Origin of the sequence: Jannaschia aquimarina (assembly GCF_000877395.1) — a bacterium.
In the GTDB taxonomy this organism is placed as follows: Bacteria; Pseudomonadota; Alphaproteobacteria; order Rhodobacterales; family Rhodobacteraceae; genus Jannaschia; species Jannaschia aquimarina.
Genome location: NZ_JYFE01000036.1, coordinates 73,238 through 86,032, shown reverse-complemented (window position 1 = coordinate 86,032; position 12,795 = coordinate 73,238). Strand labels below are relative to the sequence as shown.

Below are 12,795 nucleotides of genomic sequence, written 5' to 3'. Positions count from 1 at the left end.
GGCTGCAGCCGATCCGATGGCGGCCCTGCGACGTGCCGCCGCCGCTGCCGCCGCTCGCAAGGCCAAGCCGGGCGATTGAGGCCCCACGAGCGGAAAAAGCGCAAAGAGACGGTTCCTCTGGCCTTGCGGCGTCGCTTGCCGTAGCTCTCTGTTCGATGCCGGGCTTCCCCGCGGGGTGCCCGCCGGGAATGGAGTACGAGGATGGCCAACGCGGAACTGGATGCCCTGGTGCGTGACAATCCGGGCTGCCAGCTTGCGGCCTTCGCGGATCTGGGCTCCAGCATGGTTCTCGTGACCTCCGTGGCCGAGGGGCGCCCAGCGCCGCAACGCGAACATCTCGACGCCCTCTGCGCCGAGGCGACGCGGATGCTGCCGGTGGCTGATTTCGAAGAAGATGACGCCGCGCGGGGCGCGACCGCACTCAGCTTTTCGAGTGGCGGCCTGAAGCTGTTCCTCCGCCTCGAAAGCTCGCCGACAGAGGCGCTGTGCTGCATCTGTGACCGCGAGACGCCGGTGGATCAGCTTTTGGCCGATGCGCAGGCGCGGCTTGCACGGCTCGTCTCGTCGGAGGAGACATGCCCGGGTCCGACCTGTCCGCCCGTCTCGCGCGGCTGGCGGACCGCGATCCCCCCCGCGTAAAGATCGAGGGGCGGCTCGCGCGTGTCGTGGCGCCCGCCGGCACGGGCACGGCCGGTGTCATCCTCGCGATCCTCGAAATGGTGGATGACACGATGCTGCCGGCACGCCTGACCTTCGCAGAGGAAGGCGGCGCGCGCCTGGCCCTCGACGTCGCGGCCCGCCGAGTGGTCGGCATGGACGAAGCCACTGCCGTCGCGGCGCTCGAATCCTTCGGCTCGACCGCGAAACGCGCCGTCGCCGTCATCGAAGGCCCCAGCGAGGCCGAGAGCAACGAGGGCGGCATCTCCGTGCGCAAGCTGGCCGCCGCGCTGCCGCAGGCAACGGAAGAACAGGACGACAGCGACGCCCCCGTACAGATGCGGCTGATCGACGGGATGGGCGACGCGCTCTTTGCGGGATGGGCGCGCGATGCCGAGGGCGGCGTGGACATCTGGGGCGAGGGGGATCTGCTGGAAGCCTTCGTCGAGGGCATCTGGAGCGGTGTGGGCGACCGCGACGAGACCGATCCCCGCCTGTCCTGCTGGACCCGGCCCGCCGGGGATCCCGGAGCGGCGATGGCCATTGCGGTGGCCGAATGGCCCGACGGCACGATCGCCGCTCTCAGCTTCGATCCCGCGTCGATGAATCGGCTACAATCCATCTGGCTGCGCGTCGCCGGTTAGATCCGGCGGACGATCACGGCCACATTTCCCGGATTTCCGCCCGGCCGGTCTGTTGCGCGAGCCACACGGATTCCCGCGATTCATCGCCGCAAAGTCACAATTTGAGCCTGATTGTACACGATCACTCTCCCCCGAGGCACCGGCCACCTTTCCCGGTCGCCGCCGAACGAGACCCGCATCCAAGCGGACACCGTGCATGATCGGAGGACCAATGATCAGCTTTACCCGTACCCTGAAGGCCGGCACTGCGTTCGCGGCGCTCGCCCTCGCCACGCCGGCCCTGGCCGACACCGTCACCCTGAAATCGTCCGACGGCACCGTTGACCTGACGGGTGAGTTCGTCGCGTTCGAGGAAAACGCCTACGTCATCCGCACCGCGCTGGGCGAGCTTCGCCTGTCGGCAGAGCGGGTGAGCTGTATCGGCGATGCCTGCCCCAGCTTCGAGAGCGCGGCGGCCGAGGCGAACCTGCTCATCAAGGGCTCCGACACGGTCGGCCTCGGGATCATGCCGCTGCTGCTGGAAGGCTACGCCGGCTATCAGGACGCCGAAGCGACGATCATCTCGACCGGGAACAAGAACGAGCTTCTCGCCAATCTCGTCAGCGACGGTGGCTTCGGCGACGACATGGGCTCGCTGCTGGTCACGTCCACGACCTCGGGCGACGCCTTCACCAACCTGCTGGACGAGACCGCTCAGATCGGCATGGCTTCCCGCCGCATCAAGCCGGAAGAAGCCCGCGCCCTGCGCGACGCCGGAGCCGGCAACATGATCTCGCCGGATCAGGAGCACATCGTCGCGGTCGACTCGATCGTCGTGATCACCAACCCGGGCAACCCGGTGCAGCGCCTGACGATGACGCAGCTCGCCGCGATCTATACCGGTCAGGTGACCAACTGGTCGCAGGTCGGCGGGCCCGATCTGCCGATCCAGGTGGTCGGCCGTCAGGAAGACTCGGGCACCAGCGCGATCTTCTACCGGACCATCATGGGTGAAGCGAACCAGTGGCGGTTTGCCGAAGACATGATCGTGGCCGAGGACAACAACACCGCCGCCGCGCTCGTAAACAACAACGAAGGCGCGATCGGCTTCGTGGGCTACGCGTTCCAGCGTGGCGCCAAGCCTCTGAGCCTCGTGAACTCCTGCGGCCTGACGATGACGCCCGACGCGTTCTCCGCCCGGACGGAAGAGTACGAACTGCAGCGCCGCCTGTACCTCTACAACCGCGCCGACACGATGACGCCCGAGGCCCGCGACCTGCTCGACTACGCGCTGTCCGACCAGGCCGACGCGGTGATCCGCAAGGCCGGCTTCATCGACCTGGGCATCGAAGCCCGCGAGCAGTCGCTCGACGGTGACCGGGCACGTGCCTTGCTCGACCCGAACGCCGACCCCTACGAGGGCAGCGTCATGCGCGAGATGCTGGGTCAGATGGTCGACTACGACCGCCTGTCCACCACCTTCCGCTTCCGCACGGGCTCTGCCAGCCTGGACGAACGCGGACGGATCGACATGGAGCGTCTCGCCGACTACCTCGAAGACGTGCCCGCCGGGTCGCAGGTCATGTTCGTCGGCTTCACCGACGATGTGGGCCCGTTCGACGCCAACCGGGAGCTCAGCCGCGCCCGCGCAGAGCAGGTCATGGCCGACATGCGCGCCTATGCCGGCAGCCGCCTGAACAACGTCGACTTCAAGGCGGCGGGCTACGGCGAAGTGGCGCCCTCGGGCTGCAACACCAGCGACCGTGGTCGCGCCATCAACCGCCGCGTCGAAGTCTGGATCAACGCCCCCACCTGATCCCTATCTCCGGGGCCCTCTGTCGGGCCCCGGAGCCGCTGCGGAAACGCGGCCCCCTTCCCTCCTTACCGAGTTCGCTGGTTCGCTCCGACCCTTCCGATCCCATCGGAAAGGCGTTCGGATGTCGCGGTCCGGCGTTCTCGGTTTTCTGCCATACGGGACCCGAACCATGTTTGCCATCATCCTCGCTCAGGCCATCTTCGGCCTCACGAACCCTGAATTCACTGCCCAATCCTCCAACCCGCCAGAAACCAAGCACCTCGCCGCCATCACCGGCGAAGCGAATGGATCCGAGCGGATCGACTACGCGGGCAAGCTCAAGATGCTCTCCCAGCGCGCCCCGGCAGCGGCCTGCAATAAGGCCGCCGGGATCGGGGGATGGCTGGCCAAGGGGTACCTCGCCGCTTCGATCGGAGAGTTCGACCGGATCATGAACGCGCTGGAGAACGGCGACGTCTTCCTGGGCATCCGCAACGCCGAGAACGACCGCCGGATCCTGGGCCGGATCGAGCAGATGAAGGAAATCTGGACGCCCGCGCGCAACGGCATGGAAGCCCTGATCGAAGGGACCGCCACGGACGCGCAGATCGTGCAGGCCGCCGGATCCGCACCGGTTCTGCTGGGCCAGATCGACAAGATGATGGGCGATCTGGTCGGCGAATATGCCGACCCCGCCGAACTCATCGCGGCCGACGCCATCGTTCTGGACATCGTGGGCCGGCAGCGGATGATGCCGCAGATCATCTCCAAGGCCGCCTGCATGGTCGCCGAAGGGATCGATTCCGAGCGGGCGGCGACCGAGTTGCGGGATGCGATGGCGCTATATGACCTGTCGATGAATGCCCTGCTGAACGGAATGCCCGAGGCCGGCGTGACGCCGCCGCCGACCGATGCGATCCGCGAGCAACTTACCGCGATCATCGCCGAATGGCAGCAGATGCGGCCGGTCCTCGAAGATGTCGCGGCCGGAACGACGCCGGATGACGCGACGCGCGAGGATATCTTCCTCAAGATGAACGATCTCACGCATCTGACCAACGACCTGTCCGCCGCCTACGCCAAGGCGAGCAAGCAGAACCTCTGACGCGACCCTCCGCGCGGAAGAAGGGCCGGCTTCACGCCGGCCCTTTTGTCGTTCCCACAGGTATCGTCCGTGCGGAGACAGTCTCTCCGACACGACCGGCGCAATCCTGCCGACGGATCTGAACGGTTCCAAAGCCCGTCAGAATTAAGCCAAAATCACCAGTTACGTTGCGTAATTGTAAACAGCGACGGACGCTCGAGAGAGCGCCACCAGCCAGTAGGTGCGTACATGCCGACCCCCCCCCACATCGCTATACCCCTTGCCTTCGCGGTCGTCACGGCGGCGATGTTCCAACCCGGCGCTGCCCGCGCGGATGAACTCATCGCGGCCGGCTTCATCGAAGATACCGGGAACGCCGAACGGGTGAACTATTCCGGAAAGCTGCGGATGCTTTCGCAACGAATCCCGGCCGCGGCCTGCAACGAACAGGCCGGCATCGCGACGGAAGCCGCCGCAAAGGTGCTCGCCGGCGCTGTCGCGGAATACGACCGGATCATCGCCGCGCTTGAATTCGGCGATGACGGTCTCGGCATCATCGGGCCCGAGACGGATCGCAAGATCCTCAAGGATATCCAGGACCTCCACGCCGTGTGGGATCCGATGCACGGTGCGCTCGACCGGATGATCGCCGGAGATCTCAGCCGGGACGACATGGTCGCCATCGCCAACAAGGAAGACAGTCTCCTCCAGATCGCCAAACATCTCGTCTTTCTGATCACCGGCGAATACGCCGATCCGACGTCGATGATGCAGGCCGACTCGATGCTCATCGATATCGCCGGGCGTCAGCGGATGCTGGCCCAGCGGACCTCCAAGGCCACCTGCCTCGTGCTCGAAGGGGTCTCGCCCGAGACTTCGATGAAGACGCTGCACGGCGCCAGCGAGACCTACGAGACCTCGATGTACGCCCTGCGCAACGGCCTGCCCGAAGCGGGTATCAAGGCCCCCCCGACCGAAGAGATCGCTGCCGGGCTCGACGAGGTGGTGGCCGGATGGGTCGCCATGAAGCCGCTGCTCGATATCGTGAAGGACGGCGGAACGCTGTCGGTCGATCAGCGAGAGGCCATCTTTCACGGCATGAACGCGCAGACCGGCATGATGAACACGCTGGTCGGCAAGTATGTCGAGGCCAGCAAGTTCGACTACTGATCCGGATGCGGCGGCGCCCTACAGCGTCGCCGCCAGACGGGCCCCCTGGTCGATCGCGCGCTTGGCGTCCAACTCGGCCGCCACGTCCGCGCCGCCGATGACGTGGCAGGCGATGCCTTCCGCTTCCAAGGCGTCCGCCAGGCTGCGCTCGCTCTCCTGTCCCGCGCACAGGACGATGGTGTCCGCTTCGATCAGGCGCGCCTCGTCACCCACGGTGACGTGCAGGCCGTCGGCGTCGATCCGGTCGTAGCTCACGCCCGGCACCATCCGCACGTCCTTCATCGCCAGCGACGCGCGGTGGATCCAGCCGGTCGTCTTGCCCAGCCGCTTGCCCAGCTTTTCGGCCTTGCGCTGCAACAGCGTGATCTCGCGCGCAGACGGCTCGGGCTGGGGGCCTTCGGGATCCAGCCCGCCACGATGGGCCGCGGGGTCGGCGACGCCCCATTCCTCCAGCCAGCGCGGTAGCTCTTCGGTCGGCGTCGGCCCGCCCGGATGGGTCAGGAAGTCGGCCGTGTCGAAGCCGATCCCGCCCGCGCCGACCACGGCGACCCGCTTGCCGACCTCGACCCCGCCGCGCAGCACGTCGACATACGAGACGACGTTGGCCCCGTCCTGCCCCGGAATGCCCGGATCGCGGGGCACCACGCCGGTGGCGATCACCACTTCATCCGCCCCGCGCAGATCCTCGACCGAGGGCGCCTTGCCCAGCCGCAGCTCGATCGAGGGATGATCCACCATCCGCTCCATCCACTCGACCAAACCTACGAATTCCTCTTTGCCCGGGACGACCTTGGCCATGTTGAGCTGCCCGCCGATATGGTCCGCCTTCTCCCAGAGTGTGACGCGATGCCCGCGCTCGGCGGCGACCATGGCGACGGTCACACCGGCCGCGCCACCGCCCACGACGGCGATGTGGCGCGCGGCCTCGGCGGGCTCGTAGCGCAACTCGGTCTCATGGCAGGCGCGGGGGTTCACGAGGCAGGAACTGATCTTGCCGCTGAAGGTGTGATCCAGACAGGCCTGGTTGCAGGCGATGCAGGGCGCGATCTCGTCCGCGCGGCCTTCGGCGGCCTTCTTCACGAAATGACTGTCGGCCAGGAAGGGCCGCGCCATCGAAACCATGTCGGCGCAGCCTTCGGCCAGCACCGCTTCGGCCACGTCCGGCATGTTGATCCGGTTCGACGTGATCACCGGAATGCCCACCTCGCCCATCAGCTTCTTCGTCACCCAGGAGAACGCCGCGCGCGGCACGCTGGTGGCGATGGTCGGAATGCGCGCCTCGTGCCAGCCGATGCCGGTATTCAGGATCGACGCGCCCGCCGCCTCAATCTTGCGGGCCAGGGCCACCACCTCGTCCCAGGTCTGCCCGCCCGGTACGAGGTCGATCAGGCTGATCCGGTAGATGATGATGAAGTCGTCGCCCACCGCCTCGCGCACGCGGCGCACGACCTCGACGGGCAGGCGCTGGCGGTTCTCGACGCTGCCGCCCCAACCGTCCTCGCGCCGGTTGGTATGCTCGACCAGGAACTGGTTCAGGAAGTACCCTTCCGAGCCCATCACCTCGACGCCGTCATAGCCCGCGCGGCGCGCGTTCACGGCCGCCTGAGCGATGTCGGCGATCTGCTGCTCGATCCCGGCCTCGTCCAGTTCCTTCGGCGGGAAGGGCGAGATCGGCGACTTGATCGCGCTCGGCCCCACGCAATCGGGCGAATAGGCATAGCGCCCGGCATGAAGGATCTGCATCGCGATCCGTCCACCCGCATCGTGGACAAGATCGGTGACGATGCGGTGGTTGGCGATGTCCTCGTCCGAGAACAGCCCCGCCGCGCCGGGGAACACGCCGCCCTCGCGGTTGGGCGCCATGCCGCCCGTGACCATCAGGCCCACGCCGCCTTCCGCCCGCTCGGCGTAGAAGGTCGCGACGCGGTTCCAGTCCTTCGTCTCCTCCAGCCCGGTATGCATCGAGCCCATCAGCACCCGGTTGGGCAGCGTGACGTGGCCCAGATCCAGCGGAGCCAGCAGGTGGGGATAATCGGTCATGGCGGCGCCTCCTCCGTCCCTGACCTAGCGTGCGGCACGCCCGGGGTCACCGTCCGACGCAGCGTCAGCAGGTGACGCGCACGTCAAGCCCGCCCCGCCGGGCGAGCCGCCATTCGACCGCTAACCTACAGGTCCGCCCGCGGCCGTCGCGTGACGGTCAGTTCCTCGATCACGATCTCGCGCCCGGCAGGATCCTCGAAGATGAAATCCAGCCAGGCATGGGTCAGCTTGGCGGAGCTGAAGACCTCCATCCCCAGATCGAATTCGGCCTTGGCGCCCCCGCCCTCGCCGGGCCGCAGCGTTTCCGTCAGCGTCTCGATATTCGGCCCGTGGCGCAGGTTCAGGCGGGCATAGATCGTCTCGATTCCGCCCGCCCGCAGGATGACCTCGACGATGTGAGAGGGCGAAAGCCCCGCCCAACCGGCGCGCGGCAGGTCCAGCGCCAGCGACAGAAAGCCGCCCTCGAACCCGCCCACCGTCAGCCGCAGGCCCAGAGGCGGCACCTCCTGCAGGACCTGGGTCACCGCGATCTCGGCCAGCGGGCAGTCGTGGAACAGTTTGGTGCCGTCGGCCAGTTCGGTCCCGTCGGCCGCGGCGTCCATCTCAAGCCGCCCGTCGAGCGTGAATATCGGCGGCCGCCAGCCCCAATCGCCCTGCGGCGGCAGCGGCACCGTCGGGTCGAGCGGAGGCCGCGGCGGATCGGTCGCGATCCGCCGCCGTCTCAGCAGGTCCCGCAAACCCATTCAGAGATCCATGTAGACATGCGCCTCTTCGGCACCGCCGGGATGGGTCGGCGCGCCTGTCCGGGCCGGTCCCACCAGACGCGCATATTTCCAAAGGGCACCCGAAGCGTAGATCGTCTCGCGCGGGCCTTTCCAATCGGCCTTGCGCGCCACCAGCTCCTCTTCGGTCAGATCGACCGACAACTCGCCCTTGATCGCGTCGATGGTGATCACGTCGCCGTCGCGCAGCATCCCGATCGGGCCGCCATGGGCGGCTTCGGGCCCCACATGGCCGACGCAGAACCCCCGCGTCGCGCCCGAGAACCGCCCGTCGGTGATCAGCGCGACCTTCTTGCCCATGCCCTGACCCGACAGGGCGGCGGTGGTGGCCAGCATCTCGCGCATGCCGGGGCCGCCCGCCGGGCCCTCGTTGCGGATGACCAGCACCTCACCCTCTTCGTAGGCCCGCGCCTTGACGGCGGCAAAGGCGTCCTCCTCGCATTCGAAGACGCGCGCCGGGCCAGTAAACCGCTGATGCTGCGACGGGATCCCCGCCACCTTCACGATCGCGCCGTCGGGGGCCAGGTTGCCCTTCAGGCCGACGACGCCGCCGGTGGGCGTGATCGGGGCGTCGACGGGGTAGATGACCTTGCCGTCGGCTTCGCCCTTCACCTCGTCCAGCACCTCGCCGATGGTCTTGCCCGTGGCGGTGATGCAGTCCTCGTGGATCAGGCCCGCCTTGCGCAACTCCTTCATGACGACCGGCACGCCGCCCGCCTCGTAGAGATCCTTGGCCACGTATTGGCCACCCGGCTTCAGGTCGACGAAATAGGGCGTGTCGCGGAAGATCTCGCAGACATCGAACAGGTCGAAATCGATCCCCGCCTCGTGGGCGATGGCGGGCAGATGCAGGCCGGCATTGGTGCTGCCGCCGGTGCAGGCCACGACGCGCGCGGCGTTCTCCAGCGACTTGCGGGTGACGATGTCGCGGGCGCGGATGTTCTTCTCCAGCAGGCGCATCACGGCTTCGCCGGACGCGATGGAATACTGGTCCCGGCTCTCGTAGGGGGCGGGCGCGCCCGAGGAATTGGGCAGCGCCAGACCGATCGCCTCGGAGACGCAGGCCATGGTGTTGGCCGTGAACTGTCCGCCGCAGGCGCCCGCACTGGGGCAGGCGACCCGTTCCAACACGTCCAGCGCCTCGTCCGACAGGTTCCCCGCCTGGTGGTTGCCGACGGCCTCGAACATGTCCTGCACGGTCAGATCGCGATTCTTGTACTCGTCCGGAACGTTGGCACCCGCCGGAGCCTTGCCCGGCAGGATCGAGCCGCCATAGATGAAGACCGACGGCGTGTTCAGCCGGACCATGGCCATCATCATTCCCGGCAGCGACTTGTCGCAACCCGCAAGCCCGACAAGCGCGTCGTAGCAATGCCCCCGCATCGTCAACTCGACCGTGTCCGCGATCGCATCGCGCGAGGCCAGCGAAGAGCGCATCCCCTCGTGGCCCATAGCGATGCCGTCGGTGACGGTGATCGTGGTGAACTCGCGCGGGGTGCCAGAGGCCTGCTTGACGCCCAGCTTCACCGCCTGCGCCTGACGGTTCAGGGCGATGTTGCAGGGCGCGGCCTCGTTCCAGCAGGTGGCCACGCCGACGAAAGGCTGGTGGATCTCCTCGTCGCCCAGACCCATCGCGTAGAAGTAGCTGCGATGGGGCGCGCGGGCGGGCCCCTCGGTCACATGGCGGCTGGGCAGCTTCGATTTGTCGGTTGGGCCTTTCAGCATGGCGTCCTCCTGATCCCTGCGCCTGCGGATAGACGCAGGGGCAGCGGCGGACAAGCATGATTGCCCCACCGGCCCCAAGCGGCTACGGTCGCGAAAAAAACGGGCAGTCGAGCAATGTGGACCCCTCATTTCGAAGCTTTCGTCGCGTCCGCGCGGGGAAAGCCGCAGCTATGGCGCACCATGGTGGGAACGGTGGTGATCTTCGCCGTCTACGGGGCCCTCTTCATGGCCTTCGTGACCGTGGTCGGCCTGGTCACGATGGCGGATGGCGATACCGCGTCGCAGGTCTGGCTGCTGAACTTCCTGTCGGGCCGCAACCCGACCGGCGTGGTGACCCTTCTTCTGACCTTCGGCTTCATGGCCCTGGGCGCCTGGATCGCGGCCCGCGCCCTACACGGACGCGACTTCCGGTCGCTCGTCGGTCCGGACGTCCTGTCGAACTTCATCCCGGCCGCGATCATCACCGGTCTGATCGGGGGTGCCTCGGCGGCCTACGCCTTTCTCTTCACCGACATCGCGCTGGAGCCGAACACGCCCCTCGTGCTGTTCCTGACCTTCCTTCCCGCGGCGCTCATCGCGCTTCTGGTCCAGACCGGCGCGGAAGAACTGGTCTTCCGGGGCTATCTCCAGACGCAGCTTGCCGCGCGGTTCCGCTCTCCGATCGTCTGGATGCTGATCCCCTCGCTCCTGTTCGGGGCGTTGCATCTCGACTTCAGCGACGGCGGCCTCGCACCCAATGACGGGTTGATCTTCGCGGCGACGACGCTGGTGGGCCTGCTGACCGCCGACCTGACGCGGGTCACGGGCGGGATCGGCGCCGCCTGGGGCCTGCATTTCGTGAACAACGTGCAGGCGCTGCTGATCGTTTCGCTGGACGACATCCTGTCTGGCCTTTCGATCTGGAAGACGCCGTTCGGGCGCGACGATATCGAGGAACTACCGCTCCTGCTGCTGCAGGACATGTTCGTTCTGGTCGTCATCTGGGCGGCGATCCGTCTCTGGCTGGCGCGGCGCGCCTGATGCTGTGGACCCGGCCCTTTGCGGACTGGGTCGCCGATGCGCGGAGCCGCCCCGACCTGCCAGGCCTCATCATCGGGGTCGTCATCGCCGAGATCGGCTTTGTCCTGGGCGCGATCCTCGTCGTCGCACCCGAAGGCCGGAGCGCGGAAACCCCTTGGGACACCGTGCGCAGCTTCCTCGCCTTCTGGGGCCTCTTCGCGGGCACGATCCTGGCCGCCCGCTGGGTGCAGCGGCGCGACCTGAGCAGCCTTCTGGGGGCGGTGCATCTGGCCCATTTCAAGCCCGCCTTCCTGATCGCGCTGGGGGTAGGCACGCTGCCGGTCCTGCTCTGGGGCTTCCCGCCCGCCGATGGCGGCCTCTCGGCGGCGCCGTTCATGCTGTGGGTTCCGCTGGCGCTTCTGGCGATCTCGATCCAGGCGGGTGCCGAAGAGATCTTCTTTCGCGGCTACCTCCAGACCCAACTCGCCGCCCGCTTCGAAAGCCCGCTCGCCTGGATGGTCTTCCCTTCGGCATGGTTCGCGCTTCTGCATGTCGACCTGTCGCCGGCTGCGGGGGCGGGGCTCGCCGCGGCCGACTGGGCCTATATCGTCTGGGCCTTCGCCTTCGGCCTGATGGCCGCCGATCTGGCTCGCGTCACCGGCGGCCTGATGGCGAGTTGGGGCTGGCATGTCGGCATGAATGCCTATGCCACCCTCGTCTTCGCCTCCGAAGGGCAGCTTTCGGGCCTCGCGCTCTTCCTGCTGCCGGCCGCGCCCGCCGAAGGCCCGGCCGCATGGCACCCGCTGGCACTGGTGGCCGAACTCCTGCTGCTCGTGATCACCTGGGCCGGCATCCGGCTCTGGCTGGCCACCCGCGACTGACGTTGCGCCCCGCCGGGCCGCCCTCTATCTGAACCGGAACGCAAAGGCCGGGTGCCCCATGAACTGGATCAACAACTACGTCCGTCCCAAGATCAACTCGCTCTTCTCCCGCCGGGAGGTGCCCGAGAACCTTTGGACCAAGTGCGACGAATGCGGCACCATGCTCTTCCATCGGGAGATCAAGGACGCACAGCGCGTCTGCACGAACTGCGGCCACCACATGTACCTCCCCCCGCGCGAGCGGTTCGAGCATCTCTTCGACGGCGGCATCTTCACCACCGTCGATGTGCCCAGGCCCATCGCCGACCCGCTGCATTTCCGCGACCAGAAGAAGTATCCCGACCGCCTGAGGGCCGCGCAGAAGGCCACCGGTGAGGACGAGGCCATGCTCGTGGCCGAGGGCGAGGTGCATCGCACCCCCATCGTCGCCGCCGCGCAGGATTTCGGCTTCATGGCGGGATCCATGGGCATGTATGTGGGCAATGCGATGGTCGCCGCCGCCGAACGCGCCGTCGCGGCGCACAAGCCGCTCGTGGTCTTCTCCGCCGCCGGCGGCGCCCGGATGCAGGAGGGGATCCTGAGCCTGATGCAGATGCCCCGCACCACCGTCGCCGTCGACATGGTGCGCGAGGCGGGCCTGCCCTACATCGTGGTTCTGACCCACCCGACCACCGGCGGCGTCACCGCCAGCTACGCGATGCTGGGCGACGTCCAGATCGCCGAGCCGAACGCCCTGATCTGCTTTGCCGGCCCCCGCGTGATCGAGCAGACCATCCGCGAGACGCTGCCCGAGGGCTTCCAGCGCGCCGAATACCTGCTGGATCACGGCATGCTCGACCGCGTCACCCCCCGCAAGGACCAACGCGACGAGTTGGCGACGATCCTGCGGATGCTGACCGGTCAGGGCCCCGTCGTTCACGGCGACCTGCCTGCGCCCGAGGCCGAAGCACAAGAGCCGCCGGAACCCGAAGCCCGGGAACAGCCCGCCAAGGCGGACTGACCGCTCTCTCATTCCGTTCGGCATCGTCCCGGCTTCCGG

General features: G+C 67.6%; 11 protein-coding genes. 8 read left to right on the top strand and 3 right to left on the bottom strand.

The window, feature by feature from the left end:
* Nucleotides 1–201 precede the first annotated feature (201 nt).
* The 5 genes from jaqu_RS09700 (at nt 202) to jaqu_RS09680 (ending at nt 5,329) form a co-directional block, all read left to right on the top strand.
* Nucleotides 202–639, top strand: coding sequence for a hypothetical protein (locus jaqu_RS09700; RefSeq protein WP_052500898.1), 438 nt, complete (start codon nt 202–204; stop codon nt 637–639).
* Entirely contained in the window at nt 576–1,301 is a 726-nt protein-coding gene (locus jaqu_RS09695) for a hypothetical protein (protein WP_043918767.1), read from the top strand. The genes jaqu_RS09700 and jaqu_RS09695 overlap by 64 nt, the downstream gene beginning before the upstream one ends.
* A 211-nt stretch (nt 1,302–1,512) precedes the next feature.
* Nucleotides 1,513–3,096 (top strand): phosphate ABC transporter substrate-binding/OmpA family protein, encoded by a 1,584-nt coding sequence (locus jaqu_RS09690; protein WP_043918766.1) that lies wholly within the window; start codon nt 1,513–1,515, stop codon nt 3,094–3,096.
* Nucleotides 3,097–3,265: 169 nt separating this feature from the next.
* Nucleotides 3,266–4,180 carry a type IV pili methyl-accepting chemotaxis transducer N-terminal domain-containing protein gene (locus jaqu_RS09685; RefSeq protein WP_043918765.1) on the top strand — a complete coding sequence of 305 codons (915 nt, stop codon included), beginning with the start codon at nt 3,266–3,268 and terminating at the stop codon, nt 4,178–4,180.
* A gap of 228 nt (nt 4,181–4,408) precedes the next feature.
* Nucleotides 4,409–5,329 (top strand): type IV pili methyl-accepting chemotaxis transducer N-terminal domain-containing protein, encoded by a 921-nt coding sequence (locus jaqu_RS09680; RefSeq protein ID WP_043918764.1) that lies wholly within the window; start codon nt 4,409–4,411, stop codon nt 5,327–5,329.
* Nucleotides 5,330–5,347: 18 nt separating this feature from the next.
* On the opposite strand, the gene jaqu_RS09675 is transcribed toward jaqu_RS09680, so the two are convergent.
* From jaqu_RS09675 to ilvD, 3 genes are all read right to left on the bottom strand, one after another.
* The gene (locus jaqu_RS09675; RefSeq protein ID WP_043918763.1) at nt 5,348–7,369 is read right to left on the bottom strand and encodes an FAD-dependent oxidoreductase; all 2,022 of its coding nucleotides are present in this window, start codon (nt 7,367–7,369) and stop codon (nt 5,348–5,350) included.
* Between the two features lie 125 nt (nt 7,370–7,494).
* A complete protein-coding gene (locus jaqu_RS09670; RefSeq protein WP_052500897.1) occupies nt 7,495–8,112 on the bottom strand; it encodes a DUF6478 family protein in 618 nt (205 codons plus the stop codon).
* Nucleotides 8,113–9,876 carry a dihydroxy-acid dehydratase gene (gene ilvD, locus jaqu_RS09665; protein ID WP_043918762.1) on the bottom strand — a complete coding sequence of 588 codons (1,764 nt, stop codon included), beginning with the start codon at nt 9,874–9,876 and terminating at the stop codon, nt 8,113–8,115.
* Nucleotides 9,877–9,990: 114 nt separating this feature from the next.
* Between ilvD and jaqu_RS09660 the strand changes: the two genes are divergently transcribed.
* Genes jaqu_RS09660 through accD form a run of 3 tightly spaced genes read left to right on the top strand, consistent with a single transcriptional unit; the run spans nt 9,991 to nt 12,756 of the window.
* The gene (locus jaqu_RS09660) at nt 9,991–10,896 is read left to right on the top strand and encodes a CPBP family intramembrane glutamic endopeptidase (RefSeq protein WP_052500896.1); all 906 of its coding nucleotides are present in this window, start codon (nt 9,991–9,993) and stop codon (nt 10,894–10,896) included.
* The gene (locus tag jaqu_RS09655; protein WP_052500895.1) at nt 10,896–11,756 is read left to right on the top strand and encodes a CPBP family intramembrane glutamic endopeptidase; all 861 of its coding nucleotides are present in this window, start codon (nt 10,896–10,898) and stop codon (nt 11,754–11,756) included. The genes jaqu_RS09660 and jaqu_RS09655 overlap by 1 nt, the downstream gene beginning before the upstream one ends.
* 58 nt (nt 11,757–11,814) lie before the next feature.
* Nucleotides 11,815–12,756 carry an acetyl-CoA carboxylase, carboxyltransferase subunit beta gene (gene accD, locus jaqu_RS09650; protein ID WP_043918761.1) on the top strand — a complete coding sequence of 314 codons (942 nt, stop codon included), beginning with the start codon at nt 11,815–11,817 and terminating at the stop codon, nt 12,754–12,756.
* Nucleotides 12,757–12,795: the final 39 nt, after the last annotated feature.

Bases quoted from the DNA above. Each gene is read 5' to 3' on its own strand.
- jaqu_RS09695 (WP_043918767.1), top strand. From the start codon at position 576: ATGCCCGGGTCCGACCTGTCCGCCCGTCTCGCGCGGCTGGCGGACCGC.
- jaqu_RS09655 (WP_052500895.1), top strand. From the start codon at position 10,896: ATGCTGTGGACCCGGCCCTTTGCGGACTGGGTCGCCGATGCGCGGAGC.
- jaqu_RS09670 (WP_052500897.1), bottom strand. From the start codon at position 8,112: ATGGGTTTGCGGGACCTGCTGAGACGGCGGCGGATCGCGACCGATCCG.
- jaqu_RS09690 (WP_043918766.1), top strand. From the start codon at position 1,513: ATGATCAGCTTTACCCGTACCCTGAAGGCCGGCACTGCGTTCGCGGCG.
- accD (WP_043918761.1), top strand. From the start codon at position 11,815: ATGAACTGGATCAACAACTACGTCCGTCCCAAGATCAACTCGCTCTTC.
- jaqu_RS09700 (WP_052500898.1), top strand. From the start codon at position 202: ATGGCCAACGCGGAACTGGATGCCCTGGTGCGTGACAATCCGGGCTGC.
- jaqu_RS09680 (WP_043918764.1), top strand. From the start codon at position 4,409: ATGCCGACCCCCCCCCACATCGCTATACCCCTTGCCTTCGCGGTCGTC.
- ilvD (WP_043918762.1), bottom strand. From the start codon at position 9,876: ATGCTGAAAGGCCCAACCGACAAATCGAAGCTGCCCAGCCGCCATGTG.
- jaqu_RS09660 (WP_052500896.1), top strand. From the start codon at position 9,991: ATGTGGACCCCTCATTTCGAAGCTTTCGTCGCGTCCGCGCGGGGAAAG.
- jaqu_RS09685 (WP_043918765.1), top strand. From the start codon at position 3,266: ATGTTTGCCATCATCCTCGCTCAGGCCATCTTCGGCCTCACGAACCCT.
- jaqu_RS09675 (WP_043918763.1), bottom strand. From the start codon at position 7,369: ATGACCGATTATCCCCACCTGCTGGCTCCGCTGGATCTGGGCCACGTC.